The sequence below is a fragment of the Clostridium sp. BL-8 genome, from assembly GCF_002006495.1.
GTDB lineage: Bacteria > Bacillota > Clostridia > Clostridiales > Clostridiaceae > Clostridium.
Genome location: NZ_LZZL01000026.1, coordinates 1 through 18,049 on the forward strand (window position 1 = coordinate 1; position 18,049 = coordinate 18,049).

Below are 18,049 nucleotides of genomic sequence, written 5' to 3' on the forward strand. Positions count from 1 at the left end.
ACAAATGTTTAAGTCATAAATAGAAATTAGTTCAATTTGTTATTGCAATTGAGCAATTTATTTTTCTAGAATATTAACTCTTTATTATTTATGCCTTATTTCTAATTTTATTCTTTATATTTGTTGAAAATATCTCCAGTACGATTGCAAAAGCTAATACAAAATATGTGATGATCCCTACCTCTTGAAGATCAAAATAGAATCCACTAGCCATAAACATATCAAAGCCAATTCCAGCAGCTCCAGCAGCTGCTCCCATAGCTACAGCATTTCCAAAGTTAATTTCAAACCTTATAAATGTCCACGACAACAAATAAGTAGCCGAGCATGGTAATACAGCCTGAAATACAATCTGCCACCAATTAGCACCAGTGGCCAAAAGTGCTTCAATAGCTCCACGATCTAAATCCTCAAAGGATTCAGAATAGGCTTTAGTTAAATAGCCTACAGAGTGAAAGGTCATTCCTATAACAGCAGCAGTACTCCCCAGACCTGCTGCCACAGCAAATATTAAAACCCATAGTATGCTTGGAACCGCCCTAATAAAAGAAACAAAACCTTTTATAATACTCGTTAGCCTCTTTGGTGCAAGATTTTGTGCTGCCATTAATCCTAAAAAAAGAGCTATTATACTGCTAATCAATGTAGTTAAAAATGCGAGTCCAAGAGTTATTATCATGCCATTTAAGACATCTAGAATAGTAAAATGCTTAGGAAACGGTTCAAAGAAAACTATCTTAAAATTATTTAATGTATCTACTATGGCCTTTGGTATATTCACATCGCTATAATCCATAGTAAGCAGAGTATATATTGTAATCAATACTAACATGAGCAAAGTAATCCTTATAGTCAGACTTGCTTTATTAGCAGCATATTTCTTTGTTTCAGGACCAAAGGTTTCTTTATTCTCTAATTTATTTAATTTCATCTGTAACTGTATATGATTTTCAACTTCCATCATAAAATCATCCTTCTTATAATATTTGAAATTTTTTCTGTTATGATTACTATAATTACAGTAACAACAACAATTAAACTTGCTGTATGATAATTAAAAGCTTTGTAATATATATCAAATAAAAAGCCAATACCTGTTCCAGTTAGAAGTCCAACTAGAGTAGCATCACGGATATTTGTTTCAATCATAAATAATAACCAGCTTACAATTTGAGGCATACTTGAAGGCAAGATTGCCTGAAATATAATATGAATATTAGAAGCTCCTGTTGCCTTTAAAGCCTCAATTGTATCATCACTAACTTCATCGATAGCTTCCATGAATGCGCGAGTAAGAAATCCAATAGAACCAAGAAATAACGCTAAAAAACCAGTTAGAGCACTTTGACTAAATGCAAGCATTAATACCATTGCCCATGCAACTAGAGGGATATTACGAAATAATGAAGCAATTCCCCTGGAAATAATGGTGAATACATTATTAATCCTTGTGGCTCTAGAACCTATTAATGCTAAAGATAAAGAAAAAATAGCTGCTACGGTAGTAGATGCAATAGACATCAATACTGTGTCTTTAAGCTTAACAAAAATATCTGGTAATTTTGCCAAAGACTTTACATCAGGATAGAAATTTGATGCTCCCCACTCAAAAGCCTTAATAAAGCTCGTAAAACCTTTTGAGACATCATATTGAGTAATGATTATAGATCCTACTGTCAAAATTATTATCAAAGTAAAGAATATTAATCCATTGTTTCTTCTTTTAACAAAAACATCAACTTCCATTTCTTCCTCCTATCCTATATTTATCATTAAATTCTCAGAATCAGAATTGTAAATTTCCGAGATGCGTTCACTAGTTAATTCATCAGGCTTACCATCAAAAAGAATAGTTCCTTTATTTACTCCGATAATTCTATCAGAATATTTAATAGCTACGTCGACTTGATGAAGACTGACGATAATGGTTATACCCATGTCTTTAGCTATATTTCTTAAATAATCCATTATAATCTTTGAAGTACTTGGATCTAAAGAAGCGATTGGTTCATCACACAAGATTAATTTAGGATTTTGTATTAAAGCTCTAGCAATGCCAACTCGTTGTTTTTGCCCTCCACTTAATTGGTCACACCTCTTATTGATCTGCTCATTTAGCCCCAATATACTTATAATTTTAAGGGCTTTATCTTTCTCTTCCTTGGTATACTTTCCCAAAATACCTGCCATAGTTGATTTATACCCAAGCCTTCCATGAAGCACATTTTCGAAAACAGTAAGACGTTCTACTAAGTTATAATGTTGAAAAATCATGCCAATTTTAGTTCTTACTATCCTTAATTTCCGTTTTGGAAGTTTAGAAGAATTAGTTCCGTCAAAATAAATTTCTCCGCTGTTTATTTCAATCATCCTGTTAATACAACGAAGAAGGGTTGATTTACCAGATCCAGATGAACCAATAACTGAAATAAACTCCCCCTCAGATGCTGAAAAACTAACATCAGATAGAGCAGGTATAGTCCCTGAATAATACTTAGTAATATTTTTCAATTCTAACAGACTCATATTTAATCTCCTTTACAATTTAATCAAAGGCATAAAAGAAGCTATCCATTTTTGTATAAACTGCTTACCTTTACGCCTCTTACTTAATTTCTAAGTTCTCATTTATTAAACTTCAAGACACAGTTGTCAGTTACTTATTTATGCTCCAATGTTAAGTACTTTTCTCATCGGATCATACCAAGAATCATCTGCTTTTAAGAAACGATGAGGCTGAACAAATACACTTCCTTTTGAACCTTTTGGTGCAAATATTTTTGTATCACTTGTTACTTTATCAGAAGTCAATGCATTAGTTATTGCATCAAGAGTTTTTTGACTCAATACTGAACTATTAGCTTCCAAAGGAGTATTTTGCACAGGTATTGACTTAATAACTACGTATTGAGCTCCACCAAGAGTATTAAAAGGGGCAGCTGCATCTTTCTTTACAGTATAAACAGAACCTTCTTCATTTGCATTTCCTGAGGTTAAATCTACATATTGTGCTACATCTATATCATCTACTGCTGCAACATCAGCTTTATCTGTAAGAAGAGTTACTAATGATAATTGATGTGAACCTGCAAAAATTGTCTGGCTAAAGAGCTTATTATTACCACCTTGCATTAAGTCATCTTTGGTTAAATTCTTCCATTTATCTTCTTGATTAAAATATCCTAAGATTGCTGATGCAGGCATATTGAAACCTGAAGTAGAACTTGTTGAAACAAAGGACATTTTTTCTCCAACAATGTTATCTATTGAATAGTTTCCACCAGATTTGTACTTATCTTCATTACCTTTTTTAACTAATAACCTACTGTGATAAAGGGCATCATCTAAAGTTCCAGAATCTCCACTTTCAACAACAAGAGGTACAATTTTGGGATTTTTTGCGCGGCCGGTCAAATATTCGTAAGGTCCAAAGTAACCTAATTGAGCATCTCCACTATCCAAGGCTGCTATAGCAATATCGTAATCTGTAGTAAGTTTGTCTTCAACCTTCTTACCAGTAGCATCTGAAATAATTTTGTCATATTCTGCTCTAAAATCTTTAAAATCATCTCCTGAATTATTAGGTAACCATGCAATAGTAATTGTATCAGGCTCTTTAATATTATCAGTTCCTCCTTGTGCTGAATTACCAGATCCACATCCAGCCAATGAAATACAAAGCGTTGCACCAATCAATAAAGTTATTAGTTTCTTAACCATTTTAACACTTCCTTTTTAAGATTAATTTTAATTTAACATATTAGCATAAATTCAGTATTTCCTTTATATTAAGTTTTGTTAAATTACAGTTTATTTTTGAGTAACAATCATTTAATAAAATCTTACTTCTTAGTTTATTAGTTAATTTATTATCTTTTTATCAAGATAAGTTATATGATTACTTTTCAGCATCCTTATAAAAAATACTAATATACTCATTTGGAGCCGTTATTTCTCCAATTTTTATTGACGAACCATATTCACCATGAAAATCACTTCCACCAGTTAAAATCAAACCATATTTATCACTGTATTCTTTAATCTTTGTAACATCTTCTTCTGTATGATCCATATGATTAAGTTCTATCCCATCTAATCCTTGAGCTACAAGCTCATCAATTATTCCATAGGAATCTAGCTGTCCAGGATGAGCTAATACTGCTATACCGTTATCTGCTTTTATTGCTTTTACTGCTTCAAAAACATCTACATACTCTATATCTCCTGAACATATTCCTCCCTTTTTGAATAACTTTTTATATAAGTCAGAATATATTTCATCAGTATAGCCTTTCTCTATTAGCTCTGCCATAATATGCTGTTTATAAATCACTTCGCTATTAACTGATTTTCTCAAAATATTTTGTGTATTAATCTTATAACCATTAATCTTTAATATATCTATTTGACGAATTGAATTTTCGTTTCTTCTTTCTAAAATAGGATCACACAGCTTCCTAATGTTCTTTCCTTCAAGTTCAAAATTGTATCCAAGTATATGAACCTTTTTTTTATTTACAAAGTCATAAGCTGATATCTCAATCCCTGGAATAATTATTATCCCCTTTCTATCGCCCTCTTTAATGGCTTCTTTTAAGCCTTTAACTGTGTCATGATTTGTAATTGCCATATGAGTAACCTCATTTTCCTTAGCGACTTGTATTGTTTCTCTTAATCCTAAGGATCCATCGGAAATATCAGTATGAACATGAAAATCCGCTCTCATATTAACTCACCTACCTGCATATTATATTTTTTATCACAAAGCTCTTCCATAAAATCAAGATCATGAAATATACCTATCATAGTAGTACCCTCATTTTTTAGCTGCTCAATAACATCCTTTACCTTTTCCTTTGATGCATTATCAAGACTCGCCGTTGGTTCATCTAATAAAAGTAATCGTGGATGTTTTACCATTGCTCTTGCAATGTTTAAGCGGAGCTTCTCTCCTCCAGAAAAGGTGTTTGGATAGCTATCCCAAAGTTCTCTATCTATTTCAAAATGCATTAACATTTTTTCTGCTTCTCTACTTGCGTCTTCCTTATCATGTCCCATTTCTAAAACAGCCTGCTCTACAATTTCTTTAGCCGTAGTTCGTGGAACAATACTTAGGAATTGAGATACATATCCAATTTCATATTTTCTTAAATATATAATCTGTCTTTCAGATGCTTTGCAGAGATTTATTAAACCGAACTTTTCAGATTTATACCATATATCTCCTTCACTTGTCAGATAAGTTCTATAAATACATTTAAGTATTGTAGATTTACCACTTCCACTTTTACCTGTTATTCCAATAAACTCTCCTTCGTTTATGGAGATATTGATATTTTGCACTGCATTTATATGCTTATCTATATTGTGGAGAATGAAAGACTTATTTAATTCTTCAATTTTTAATAATTCCTCCATTTACTCATCTCCTTTGTAATGTTTTTCTACAAAAGTATCTATATCTAGTAAAAAATCATTAAAGTTCTCTTTAATTTTTTCATGAGACCAATCCCACCACTTTATACACTCTAATTTTCTTACGATTTCATCATTGAATCTTTTCCTCAAAGGCTTCGCAGGCGTTCCAACCACTATTGTATACGGCTCAACATCTTTGGTAACTACACTTCCGCTGCCTACTATTGCCCCATTTCCAATCTTCACACCAGACATAATAATAACTCCATGACCAATCCAGGTATCATGTCCAATAAAGGTCCTTCTGCTCTCTCTTGCTTTAAAAAATTCAACATCATCTTTATTATCAAAACCATACATTTCTCTCCTATAGGTAAAATGGTGCAAAGTAGGTCTTTCCATAGGATGATTTGTAGGTCCTATTCTAACCATAGCAGCAATATTTGCAAACTTTCCTACTTCAACATTTTGAAGGAAGCAGAACTGCCCAGTATATGAATAATCATCTAAAATAACATTTTCCCAAAAATTAAAAATTCCAACTTCAGTAAACTGCCCCAGTTTTGTATTTGCAAGTTTACAGCTTTCCCCTATCAATGGCTCTCCAGTTAAAACTTTTTTTTCAGTGTTCATATTCTATAATTTGTCCTTGATAATAAATTTCCATCAACAAAAACTGAAGTGATAACTGGGAACTCATCATCAATTTTTTCTATTATTAAAATGTCTGCTTTCTTATTTTCCTCTATGGAACCGATGAGATTATCCATTTTTACAGCTTTAGCTGGATTGATTGTAACTAGATTAAACATTTTACTTAAATCCATCCCATACTTCTCATGTAATATAAATACTGCATGAAGCATTGCAGAAGGATAATAATCACTGCATAATATATCAATAGTATTGCTCATTATAGCTTCAGCTGCACTTAAATTTCCTGAATGTGATCCACCTAATAGTACATTTGGTGCTCCTGCCATTGTATACATTCCAAGATTTTTTGCGTTTTTTGCAATATCTAAAGTTATTGGGAATTCACTTATGCTTGTACCATAACTTTTTACAAGCTCAAGTTTTTCTATACTATCATCATCATGAGAAGCTATTGCAATATTTTTTTCTGCTGCAAAAGCTGCCACTTTCTTTATCATTTCCACAGTGATTTTTTCTTTTGTTCTTCCATGTTCAATAAGTGCATCTACCTGCTCATCAGTTAAATCCTTATAACCTTTGATTGTTTTTCTATATACTTCTAAGTCTCTGTATTGCCCTTGTCCTGGTGTGTGATCCATAAAAGAAATTAGATGTACCTTATTTTCTTCTATATAATTCATTAAGTTTTCCACTTCTTCAATATTGTCAATTTCTAGTCTTGCATGAAATCGATGGCGTATAAGATGCTTATTGCTACGAAATTTATCCATAACTTCAACGAAATTTTTTACATTTTTAGCAGTTCTAATAGGCTTGTGAACAAATTCATCTGATTTCCAAAGAGACAATGAATGAAACATAGTAGTGATACCTTGATTGATTAAAATCTTCTCAGTTTCTCTAATGCTTGTATTAAAATCTATCATTACGCTAGGTCTTGGTGCTGCCATGCCTTCAATATAATCAGAATGTATATCTATAAAGCCTGGTGATACATATCCGTTGCGTGCATCAATTATCTCTGCAACACCTTCAGTGTCGATTTTTCCTTTTAAATTAATTTCTTTAATTCTATCCCCTTCAATTAAAAGATCATGCTCTTTTAATATTCCTTTTTCTGTAACTATTTGTCCATTTGTAATTAAGTACATTTTTGACCTCCTTGTATTTCTTATTTTTAGACATAACAACTATGCTTGTTATGATGTTCTTAAAGTAATGAATGTACTAGCTGCTGAGTATATGCGTTTTGTGGATCTTCAAGGATTTGATCTGTAAGTCCTCTTTCAACAATTTTTCCATTTAGCATAACAATTGTTCTATCTGCTAACATTCTAATAACAGCTAAGTCATGAGATACGACTATCATACTTATTCCAAGTTCTCTTTGAATGTGTTTAATTAAATCAAGTACATTTGCTTGAACTGATAAGTCAAGTCCTGTAGTAATTTCATCGAGCAATAATATTGGAGGATTATTAGATAATGCTTTAGCAATCTGCACTCTTTGCTGCATACCTCCTGAAAAATTCTTTGGTGCTTCCTTCATTCTAAAAAGCGGAATGTTAACATGCTCTAAGAGCTCTTTGCCTCTTGCTTCCATAACACCTACATCCCTATACCCAGCTGAAATTAATTTTTCTGCTATATTCCCAATAGATGAAAAGTCCATCCTAAGACCTTTAATAGGATTTTGATATACCTTTCCTAAAACATTATTTCTTATAAATCTTTTTTGTTGTGAAGATTCATTAAATATGTTTACTTCTCCATCTTTATATGTGCTTATATAAGCTTCTCCTTCTGTAACTTCCTGATCAAAATATAGGCACTGCATCATTGTTGACTTCCCACTACCGCTTTCACCAACAACCCCTAATATTTCACCAGCATACACCTCAAAAGAAATATCCTGACAGGCGTATACCGTTCCACACTCAGGGCAATAATTTTTTTCAAGTTTCCTATTTTCTGAAGCCTTGCAGCTAGGACAGCCCTCTCCAAATTGTTTGCTTAAATTGCTTATTTTTAATATTGTTTTTTGAAAATTATCCATCTAAATATCACCACCTTGGTTCTCTTGACTTTCATTCATCCTCATAAGGCAATAACTTGTATCATTACATTGGTAAAAAACTTCTCCCGTTTTTTCATCTACTAATTCATCTAAATATACGTCTGTTGCATTGCATAATCTGCAATGTTTGTCTTTAAAGTTTTCCACTTGGAAAGGATAATCCTTAAAAGCTAACGATGCTACTTTTGTATACGGAGGAACAGCATATATTTTCTTTTCTCTTCCTGCTCCAAGAAGGATAAGTGCCTTTGAATAATTCATTTTGGGATTATCAAAACGTGGTATAGGACTTGGTGCCATTACATATCTATCATGAACAAATACTGGATGATCTGCACCAGTAGACATATTTCCATGCTTCATTATCTGCTCAAAGAGCATGAGCCAGGCTCCGCTGTATTCATTTTCTGCATGAAGCCTTTTTGTTACATATTCACTAGGCTCAACTAATCTTAAAGGTTCCGGAATAGGAACCTGTAATACCAATACCTGATTTTCCTCTAACGGTACTTCTGGTATTCTATGCCTTGACTGAATGAGCGTAGCTTTCTCTGTCCTATCTGTAAGATCCACAGCTGTAGTTTTATTTATAAGTTTTTTAATATTAACTGCATTTACTGACTCATCTGAACCTTGGTCTATAACCTTTAAGATATCCTTTTTTCCTATTAATGATAAGGTTAGCTGCAAACCGCCAGTACCCCAGCCCCTTGCAATTGGCATTTCTCTTGAAGCAAATGGTACCTGATAACCAGGTATTGCAACAGCCTTTAAAGATGCTCTTCGTATTTCCCTTTTAGAACCCTCATCAAAGAAAGCAAAATTATAATTTATTTTCATACTAACTCTCTCCTTTTCGAGTTTTTCTCACACTATCTAATTTTGATTGGAAAGTTACATAGTGTGGTAATTTTAGGTGAGATATAAATCCTGTTGATTCTACACAATCTATTTGAAGGAGCACAAACTCTTCATCGCAAGTTGGATATTTTTCATCTCCATTTTCTAAGCACTGATCTAATATACTCATAGCTATAGCCTTAGTTTCATTTTGCCCATAACAGATTCCATAACCAATTTTAAATTCAAGCTCTTGTTTACCTCGTTTTTTTTCAATTATATTAGGTATAAAAGATTCCACTTCTGTAACTTTGATATCACCTATATAATAATCATCATCTTCATTAAGAGAAGTACTTAAGGGATTATTAATATACAGAGGAAGTTTTCCAATTCTTAACTCTCCAACCGTAGGATGTAATGCACCATAAGCCCTTAAAGCAGCATAACCAAGAGAGGTTACAGCACCAGTTTGCCCTCTGGTCAATATTTGTAATCTTTCACTTCTTTCAGTTGGAAACTCTATGCTATTTTTAGTTATATCCTTTGGCTCTTTGTTATTATCTTCAAAGCTTTTTATTAATCCTTCTTTTCTCAAGTAATCAACTACCTTAGGTAAATTTCTCAAGTCTGTATCTGTATATTCATTCTCACTTTTGCTTTCAAATTCCTTAAACCATTGTAATACTGTTTCTTTAGCTTCATTTACTAATTCGAAATCCATAAGTCTATGTGTATAATCATAAGAAGCTCCCAGTATCTGGCCACCAGGTATATCCTTAAAACTTGCTGAAATTCTTCTTTCTACTAACATATCATTGGTATTGACCACCTTTGTATAATGTTTTCTAGGCAAAGTAGATCTATAAGCTCTTAAGAGAAATACTGCTTCTTCTGAATTACCTTGTGCCTGCTTAATTGCAAGAGCAGCTAGTTCTTCTGAATATAAGCTGCTTTCTGACATAACCTGATCAATTAGTCCTTTCATACCAGCTTTTATTTCATTAATGTTTAATATTTCACCTTCCTTGAGCCTTTCATAATTTAATCTTTTAATAGATTCTTCTATAGCTTTAGTTCCGCCTTTTACAGCTACATAACCCATATTTTTGTTTCACCACCTATTTTTTTATCTGAGTAGTTCTTGGCAGGCACATTACATTGGACTCTTCATCTAGTAAAATCATGTCAATCCCAAGAGGATATTCTATATTCTTTTTCTCTCTTTCACCTAACCAGTCACCTTTAATTTTGACTTGCATATAATTTTCTTTCTTAATTCCGGGACCTGTTAACATCAGTTCCTTATTGCCACTTATTTCCTCTACTTCAACAACAATTGTGGCAGATTTGTGTGGGTCTATTAAATCCCCTATCTTTGCATCTTTAAAAGCTTGTTCCACCATATCCTCATCTGCATCTTTCATGATAAATATAAAATCTGCTTCTTCTAAGCTCGTATATTTTCCATAAGTAAGCTGGTTAACTAATTTACTTATTTTTTCTTCCTCGTGAGAAACTATTTTAAAACTTACCTCAGCATCTAATAACATGTACATCATAATTAGATTTGACCTTGAAAAATCAACATCAATATCAACTTTTTCTATTTGACAAGCTAAGTTTTCTATACTTCCGGGTCTTGACATGCAATTTAATACCTTTCTATATGCAGTTTGTATGTCATGAACTAAATCCAACATAATATATCCTCCTCCTGTTTCTAAAATCTCAGACAAACTATCTTAATTTTTAGTTATCCATTGTAGCAAAATTTACTTTTGTTTTTAAAACCCGAGAATTATATTTTTGCATTTCTTCATCAATTCTCTTTTCTTCATCTTCTAAGAGTTTCTGCCAGCTTTTTGTTTCTTCCAAATCTGCATTATATGCAGCATCTATAACAGCTAACCAATATGAAAGTTCAGTTTCATTTCCTCTTACTATGCCAATTCCTAGTTTTCCATTAATCTGTACCTTTGCTTCAGTAACCAATACTTCTCCTAGGTAAAATAATGACTTCTGTGCCTCTTCACGCATTTTTGTCATTACAAGACCATTATTAGGTTCCTCTATTATTTTCACTTCGTATTTTTCGCCTATCTCTATAAACATTTTTTTTGCAATTTCAGTTGAACCTTTGATTAAGATCTCCGTTCTACGCCTTCTATTCATTTTCATACCTCCTAGTTGAATCTTTAGGCACATTTGAAATAAAATATCATGTCAAATAAATTAGCATGCAGACTTATTATTTTTTTGATTATGCCTTAAACTCACTTACACCTTGATTATATCTTGTTGCCAAGTTGTGACACGTAAAGTTTAAGTAAACAGCGTTAAAACCTAGTAAAATAAACTTTCATTTATTTTACAAAACCTTATGGAAGCTAATTTATGTGGTAACTTACCGAAATCACAGATTTCAAGAATAAAAAAAGCAAAGAACAAGTCAGAAACTTAATTTCTGACTTATTCTCTGCTTTATTTACCTATATCTTAATAAATATTAGATAAATATTTATAATCCAAGTTTATTCTCTTTTACCTTTAACTTCATATAAAACTATAAAAATATATAAACACTTAAATAGGAAAAATTTAAACTTTTTTCACATTTTTAAATATTCATATATTTATATAAAACTATGTTTGAATATTTCTAGATAAATTGTTTTATAGGAACATACTTATCTAGGAATATATATACAAAGAAAATTATTTCCATATAAAAATATGTAAATATATAAATATTTATAGCAAACATGCTAGTTTGAGAGGTGTAATAAATTATGCATATGAAACTATATATTTAAAGCAATCAGTTCTATAAAATATCTTTGTATGCTGAAGAATCTTACCTGTGTTATCATCAATAGAATTACATTCTAAAATGAGAAGAGGCACTAGATTTGAGCACTCTAAGATTTCTCTTTCTATAATTGCAGGAAAAGAAATGCTTATAATGCTTTTATCTGTATTGAAGGTACTGTAACCCTTACTTCTATAATATTCAAACATAGATTCTATATATTTCCCTGATTCACCTATATCATTAAACAATGATTTTGCTACATAAGAAACATGTAACGCCATAGGCTTATCATCTATAATTCTAAGTCTTCCTATTTCATATACTTCATCACTTTCACTAACACATAATTCATTATAAATTTTTTGATTATACTCAATTTTTCTGCAATAAATATTTTTTGACTTAAAATTATATCCTTTATCAAGCATCTTTTTACTAAAGCTTTCTTTTCCTGATAAAAAAAGTTCAATTTGCTGACGTCTCCCTTTAATATATCTTCCCTTTCCCTGCTTAGAATATATATATCCCATTTGCTCCAGTCTCTCATATGCTTTTCTTACTATAATTCTAGGAACCCCATAATTATCAACCAATTCATTTTCAGATGGTAATTTTTCATTAGCTTTATATTTACCGCTATTAATATCTAACATTAAATTGTCAATAATTATAGTTTCAATACTATCTTCCATAATTAACGATGCTCCTTAAAATCTATTATTAATTAATCTTTACATATCTTAATTTTACTTTACCTTTGTTAGGAATCCATTATGTTTTCGTTAAATATATTCAAAGATGAGTATTTAAACTATGCTTAATTCTGTTCTAGAAGCCTATAACTCCTTTTAGAATAAAAAATAATATAGGTACAAATAATGCTGGCAGCATATTTAAAGTTTTACAATCTTTTATTTTTAAAATGTTAATTCCAGAACTAACTATTAGAACTCCGCCAACAATTGAAAGTTCTCTTATCAAATCGTCCGAGAAAAATGCTCCTGATAGAAAATTAGCTGTCAAATAAATTCCTCCTTGCCACATAAATAGAATAGGAGCTGCAAATATCATCCCTATTCCATATGTAGATGCAAATACCATTGAAGTAACTAAATCTAATGTAGCATTGGTAAACAAATAAGTATTATCTCCATAAATGGCACTCATTACTGGGCCTAATATAGATAATGTGCCAATACAATAAAGTAATATTCCTGTTGATAGTCCTTGTCCTAGGTTAGACTTTGAATATTTTCCTATCACTTTTTGAAACTTTTCATCAATATTTAGTATAGAACCTATGAAACAGCCAACTGCAAGACTTGCTATAAATAATACTGGATAATTACTGCCACTCATATGACTTACAATAGCATTAATACCTAGTGCTGTAGCCGCAAATCCCATAGCATTAAAAAGTGTTTCTTGATGCTTATCATTTATTCCTTTTTTAACTACACACCCTGCAGTAGTTCCGATAATAATAGCTCCTGTATTAACAATTGTTCCTAGCATTTAAATCACCTCTATAAAGTTTTTTATAAAGATAAAATAAACCCTCCAGTAGCTGGAGAGTCAACCCTTTTTATATGGAATTTGGATTTCTGTTACAAATTTATGAGTATCATTTGTCATTCCGTAATCAATCATTGTTATTTCAAGAGCATCTCCAGAAATAATATACTTCTTTTCATTTGCATATTTAAGCATTTTCAAATAATATTCCTTTGCTTCTTTATGTGTTCCAACAAGCCTTAAGGTCAGATAATTGCTTTCTAAGATACTTTCACTCTTTTTGCCGCTCTTATCTTCCTTTTCAATAATAACAATGACAGAAGTAAATTCATCTAATTTATTGGCTAATAAATTCTCTTTATCAATAGATAACGCTATCTTACCTAAAAAAATCGCTGTATTTAAATGATGTTTTCTTCCAAGTTCAGCAATTGGATATTCAATATCATCTCCAATTTTTATATTTCGTTTAAGAATTCCTATATTTCTTTTTGGAAGCCACTTTTCTTCTATCCTGTTATATTCCGTACTAATTGCATCCTCAATCTGAATAATACGAGTTTTAATTTTTCGTTCTATTAATTCTAACTCATACTTTCTCTTAGTGATTTCTTCATGCTGTTCTTTTAACATAGAAACTAAAGTCTCTATTTCTCTATTTTCAAAAAACTTAATAATTTTATTCAAAGGCATATTAAGCGTACGTAAATATTTAATAGTATTCAATCGTTCAAACTGCTTCGTTGAATAGTAACGATACTTAGAACTTGAGTCTATAAATTCCGGTTTTAATAAATTTATCTCATCATAGTATCTTAATGTTCTTATATTTATTTCAAACAGACTTGCCATTTCTCCTATAGTGAATAAATCTTGCATTACTTTTTACCAAACGGACAATCATAAAGACACATACCACATATTTCAAGTCTGCCTTCTTCCTTAAGCTTATAAAAATACTCTTCACACTTCTTTACATCAAACCTTAACTCACGTGGTTCATATTCTGTATAATTTCTACCAAGTATCGCTTGAGCCGGACATATTTTAGTACATCAATCACAATTACCACATTTACTTTCTAATATTTCTTTATTCTCTTCAAAAGGAGCATCAGTTAATACTGAAGTCCATCTTATACGAGGACCATAATTAGGATTAATTAAAAGACAGTTCTTCCCTATCCATCCAAAACCGGCTAATCTAGCAGTGAGTTTGTGTGATAGTGAGGCGCAAACTCTATCGCTATCAATACGTTCTGCGGCCGGTAATGGCATTACTTTATAACCATTGCGTTGTATCACAGAACTGACAATTGAAGCAAAATTATCTAGTCGATTATTTATTACATCATACGCATGGGTTTTGTATTGAAGCACATTTTCATACGTATCCCTATCATTTAAAAGATTTACAATGCTATTTGGTAATACTATTCCAATAGATAGTGCTCTTGGGAAATCAGATACCAATTCGCCCCCAATTTCTTTAATCTCATTTTCAACCTGACTGATTCCTGCTACACCAATAAAGTCAATTCCGTGAATATCACCTAATTCTTTTATTCTTTCCAACAAAATCATATTTTTCACCCCTTTTACACCATAATACATTATTAAGTTGAATAATAATTTACTTATCTAACTATTCTTTTTATGATAATTTCTTAAATTTTTCTATATATAAATAATACCATATTTAACTTATTTTTATATTTTAATTTTTTCTTAATAGCTGCTTTTTCTTACTTGTAAGCTTAAAGTTAATATCCTTATATTTTTTATATGAATAATAACAAAAACTCATTCCCAAAAACTCTGCTGTTATCAAAATTGATACTAATTCTGTTGCTGCAGTAGTAATACTATAGAAAAAATAATGATAAAATGACGGTATACATGAAATAACACCTATTGTAATAAACACTAATAAATAAGCTATCACTGCACGTTTCTGCTTTATTGCAACCATGTAAATAAAAACAAACCTAGAAATAGTTCCGATAACTCCCCCAATAATGGAAAACATTATTAATTCCTTTACAATTTCTTCACTTATATTCTTTATAATAATTTGAATCATACCAACAAATATACCAATAACCATGGATATTGCTAGATTAAATAAAAAATCTTTTAAATTCTGCTTCATAATTTTCCACCTCAAAATCCAAGATATTTCTTAAAATCATTTAAATATTTTCGAGTAACGTATACTTCTTCATTTATATCTATGAGCTTTAATATAAGCTTACTATTAAACCATGAAATAATCCGATCTACTTTTACTATATTTACAACGAAACATTTGCTTACTCTTATAAAACCTTTTTGCTCTAATCTTTCTTCCAACTCATAGAGCTTTTCTTTGACCTTATATCTCTTATTCTTTGTCATGCAAAAAACATCATTTCCCATAGCTTCAAAGTAATATATGTCATCATAACTTAGTATTTTAAGTTCGTCCTCATCACATTTTCCTGTAATTATATTTTTAGCTTCCTCTTTACTTCCAGATATTTCATCCAAATAATTAATTAAAATATTTATTGTCTCTATATCGAAATATATCCCTATTTTCCCTTTCTTCAATTCAAGGCCCTTTTCAATTATGCATACTTCAGAGCCCTCACTAATCTTTATTTTACGATTTTCAAGAATTTCTTCTAACATTCTCCTTAAGTTTTCGTTACAAATTAACCCTACTTCCATATAACCCTCCCTATTACCTTAAACTTCAGGAAATGCACTAGGAATCACTACGGATAATATTATTCCTATAATTACAAGTCCATTCATAATTATAATCGTTATTACATTATGTCCTGCTAATTCTATAATAGCATTGATTAAATAAATTACAGCCCATATTTTTGTTATTACGACGTTAACCTCTATAAATAATGAAGACTTTCCAAATTCCTTGTCATATCCGCTTCTAGCCTCATACATTGTATAAGGTTTTCCAAACATAATTGAAATGAATCCCATTAAAGCTAATACTATATAAGATGTTAAATATTTATACTGAATGACCGAATCTATTTTAAAGCAAAAATAACATATATTAAAAATAATAAAGTAAACGAATAATACTCGTGACATAATTCCGACATTCTTATTTATTACTTCTTTTATAAGTAATACTATTACAGATATAAAACCTAAAGCTATTCCGAATTGGCTTGAAATACTCCAAAGAAATATTAATGGTACAAAACTTAGATTTACATTAAAAAATGCTTTTAAATTGCTACGCATTATTTTTCATCCTGTCTTTTTCTAGTGCTTTTCTATGCCCTGTGATCATAAAATCAAGCATGTTTTTCTGTACAGCCTTCTTAAATTTTTCTCTTTTCATAAAATATCTCATAACTTTTCCTTGTATTTTCTCCTTAAAAGATACTTTATTCAGCATTCCATTTTTCTTATAATACTTATAATCTTCTAAAAAGATGGCTCCTAAGAATCCCTCTATAGCATCTCCAAATAATTTGTTACCAGCTACATTTAAAAAAGTTTCTAATTTAAAATAGTTTTTTTCACAGTAACTTATACTCATTTTGGCAAAAGTATATATTTGATTATCTAGTACAGCATTATCATAAGCTTCATCGGTAACAAACCCAATCAAATTAGCCCCTTGAGTGTGAAACTCCAATATCTGTCTTAAATTCTGATTTTCACTTAATCTGCCTGAAATTATATAGCCAATTTGTTTGCCTTTAAATATAGGGACATGATTATAGCAAAAACTTCTATCATAATAGAGCTTAAACTTCGAAGACAAATATCTGTCTTTTATAGTTCCTGCAAAAATTATTATATCTCCATTCTCAATAACATAATCTAAGAATTCCCTATAGTCATCATTATTATCATAGACACATTTATTTTCAGCAGCACATCTGCAACAGCCAAGACATGGTCCCTTTATATCTAGATCATTAAGATTGAAGACTTCCACTGAACCTTGTATATAGCTTTTATATTTATCAATCATCTCATTAATATTAATATCTTCTTTAGCTGAATCTGTTATAATGATTATTTTTTTAGTCGTCTCAAGAAATCTATCTGATATGCCACTCTTATATTCAAAGGTATTTTTACTTAATGAATTAAATAACTTTCCTGTTACTAAACCTTCATTAACGTAAGTGACCAAGTTTTCAAAAAACAACTTAAGTTCCCTTCTTCCTTTTTCTTTTGTTAAGTCATTCATTTCATGAGATAGATATTCTACATATTTCATACCAAAATCTTCAGAAATTGCTCTAATATAGTTATGAGCATGAATATCTGCATAGTGAATAGACGTAGAAAATGCACTAGTGTATTTATTTAAGAAATAGTCTTCTAATCTATTTTCAAATATTAATTCAATAAATCTTTTATACTCTGAATGTACTAAGGCATGATATAGTGGAAATGCCCAGATAACTGCATCTGCTTCTTGAATTTTTTTGCATAAAGCTTCTAATTTTTCAATATCTTCTTCATAACCTTTTAGTTCCTTTATAATATTAACATACTGAAATTCATGCTTTTTATAATTCTGTTCCAAATACTTCATAGACTGCATTGTAACACTTTTTTCTAACTTTGGACTCCCATTTAAAATAATTATCTTCATAAATTAATACCTCCAATTTTTTTATAGTTTTATTTTATTAAAGGATATAATTTAAAACTATAGATTTTATTTAAGATGCAATTTAACTCAAA

22 protein-coding genes are annotated in these 18,049 nt (G+C 30.7%); all 22 read right to left on the minus strand.

The genetic code is table 11. From position 1 onward, the window contains the following. Positions 1-88 precede the first annotated feature (88 nt). Entirely contained in the window at positions 89-964 is an 876-nt protein-coding gene (locus CLOBL_RS10650; RefSeq protein ID WP_242953820.1) for an ABC transporter permease subunit, read from the minus strand. Beyond that, positions 961-1,746, minus strand: a complete 786-nt coding sequence (locus tag CLOBL_RS10655; protein ID WP_077859012.1) for an ABC transporter permease subunit — start codon at positions 1,744-1,746, stop codon at positions 961-963. Before CLOBL_RS10655 ends, CLOBL_RS10650 begins: the two co-directional genes overlap by 4 nt. A 9-nt stretch (positions 1,747-1,755) precedes the next feature. Further along, positions 1,756-2,526: a phosphonate ABC transporter ATP-binding protein gene (gene phnC / locus CLOBL_RS10660; protein ID WP_077859013.1), complete on the minus strand. Its 771-nt coding sequence runs from the start codon at positions 2,524-2,526 to the stop codon at positions 1,756-1,758. A 138-nt stretch (positions 2,527-2,664) separates the two neighbouring features. Then, a complete protein-coding gene (locus tag CLOBL_RS10665; protein WP_077859014.1) occupies positions 2,665-3,720 on the minus strand; it encodes a PhnD/SsuA/transferrin family substrate-binding protein in 1,056 nt (351 codons plus the stop codon). A 178-nt stretch (positions 3,721-3,898) separates the two neighbouring features. After that, complete coding sequence (locus tag CLOBL_RS10670; protein WP_077859015.1) at positions 3,899-4,726, minus strand: PHP domain-containing protein; 828 nt, start codon at positions 4,724-4,726, stop codon at positions 3,899-3,901. Beyond that, positions 4,723-5,418, minus strand: a complete 696-nt coding sequence (phnL, locus tag CLOBL_RS10675) for a phosphonate C-P lyase system protein PhnL (RefSeq protein ID WP_077859016.1) — start codon at positions 5,416-5,418, stop codon at positions 4,723-4,725. The genes CLOBL_RS10670 and phnL overlap by 4 nt, the downstream gene beginning before the upstream one ends. Then, a complete protein-coding gene (locus CLOBL_RS10680; RefSeq protein WP_077859017.1) occupies positions 5,419-6,051 on the minus strand; it encodes a DapH/DapD/GlmU-related protein in 633 nt (210 codons plus the stop codon). Next, positions 6,048-7,226, minus strand: a complete 1,179-nt coding sequence (phnM, locus tag CLOBL_RS10685) for a phosphonate metabolism protein PhnM (RefSeq protein WP_077859018.1) — start codon at positions 7,224-7,226, stop codon at positions 6,048-6,050. Before phnM ends, CLOBL_RS10680 begins: the two co-directional genes overlap by 4 nt. A 59-nt stretch (positions 7,227-7,285) precedes the next feature. Beyond that, the gene (locus CLOBL_RS10690; RefSeq protein WP_077859019.1) at positions 7,286-8,131 is read right to left on the minus strand and encodes an ATP-binding cassette domain-containing protein; all 846 of its coding nucleotides are present in this window, start codon (positions 8,129-8,131) and stop codon (positions 7,286-7,288) included. Further along, positions 8,132-8,992: an alpha-D-ribose 1-methylphosphonate 5-phosphate C-P-lyase PhnJ gene (locus CLOBL_RS10695; RefSeq protein WP_077859020.1), complete on the minus strand. Its 861-nt coding sequence runs from the start codon at positions 8,990-8,992 to the stop codon at positions 8,132-8,134. Between the two features lies 1 nt (position 8,993). Continuing rightward, entirely contained in the window at positions 8,994-10,097 is a 1,104-nt protein-coding gene (locus CLOBL_RS10700; protein WP_077859021.1) for a carbon-phosphorus lyase complex subunit PhnI, read from the minus strand. Between the two features lie 16 nt (positions 10,098-10,113). Continuing rightward, complete coding sequence (gene phnH / locus CLOBL_RS10705; RefSeq protein WP_242953821.1) at positions 10,114-10,695, minus strand: phosphonate C-P lyase system protein PhnH; 582 nt, start codon at positions 10,693-10,695, stop codon at positions 10,114-10,116. Positions 10,696-10,744: 49 nt separating this feature from the next. Next, positions 10,745-11,167: a phosphonate C-P lyase system protein PhnG gene (gene phnG / locus CLOBL_RS10710; RefSeq protein ID WP_077859022.1), complete on the minus strand. Its 423-nt coding sequence runs from the start codon at positions 11,165-11,167 to the stop codon at positions 10,745-10,747. Positions 11,168-11,782: 615 nt separating this feature from the next. Further along, positions 11,783-12,499 (minus strand): GntR family transcriptional regulator, encoded by a 717-nt coding sequence (locus CLOBL_RS10715; protein WP_077859023.1) that lies wholly within the window; start codon positions 12,497-12,499, stop codon positions 11,783-11,785. A 136-nt stretch (positions 12,500-12,635) separates the two neighbouring features. Then, entirely contained in the window at positions 12,636-13,322 is a 687-nt protein-coding gene (locus tag CLOBL_RS10720; RefSeq protein ID WP_077859024.1) for a DUF554 domain-containing protein, read from the minus strand. A 60-nt stretch (positions 13,323-13,382) separates the two neighbouring features. Then, the gene (locus CLOBL_RS10725) at positions 13,383-14,201 is read right to left on the minus strand and encodes a MerR family transcriptional regulator (RefSeq protein WP_077859025.1); all 819 of its coding nucleotides are present in this window, start codon (positions 14,199-14,201) and stop codon (positions 13,383-13,385) included. Then, positions 14,201-14,368 carry a hypothetical protein gene (locus tag CLOBL_RS29145; RefSeq protein WP_347472816.1) on the minus strand — a complete coding sequence of 56 codons (168 nt, stop codon included), beginning with the start codon at positions 14,366-14,368 and terminating at the stop codon, positions 14,201-14,203. Before CLOBL_RS29145 ends, CLOBL_RS10725 begins: the two co-directional genes overlap by 1 nt. 9 nt (positions 14,369-14,377) lie before the next feature. Further along, the gene (locus CLOBL_RS10730) at positions 14,378-14,905 is read right to left on the minus strand and encodes an epoxyqueuosine reductase (RefSeq protein ID WP_242953822.1); all 528 of its coding nucleotides are present in this window, start codon (positions 14,903-14,905) and stop codon (positions 14,378-14,380) included. Between the two features lie 133 nt (positions 14,906-15,038). Beyond that, complete coding sequence (locus CLOBL_RS10735; protein WP_077859026.1) at positions 15,039-15,473, minus strand: hypothetical protein; 435 nt, start codon at positions 15,471-15,473, stop codon at positions 15,039-15,041. A gap of 11 nt (positions 15,474-15,484) precedes the next feature. After that, positions 15,485-16,033 carry a LytTR family DNA-binding domain-containing protein gene (locus CLOBL_RS10740; protein WP_077859027.1) on the minus strand — a complete coding sequence of 183 codons (549 nt, stop codon included), beginning with the start codon at positions 16,031-16,033 and terminating at the stop codon, positions 15,485-15,487. 18 nt (positions 16,034-16,051) lie between these two features. Further along, on the minus strand, positions 16,052-16,582 hold the full coding sequence (locus CLOBL_RS10745; protein ID WP_077859028.1) for a hypothetical protein: 531 nt from the start codon (positions 16,580-16,582) through the stop codon (positions 16,052-16,054). Beyond that, complete coding sequence (locus tag CLOBL_RS10750) at positions 16,575-17,957, minus strand: NAD(P)H-dependent oxidoreductase (RefSeq protein WP_077859029.1); 1,383 nt, start codon at positions 17,955-17,957, stop codon at positions 16,575-16,577. Before CLOBL_RS10750 ends, CLOBL_RS10745 begins: the two co-directional genes overlap by 8 nt. Positions 17,958-18,049 lie beyond the last annotated feature (92 nt).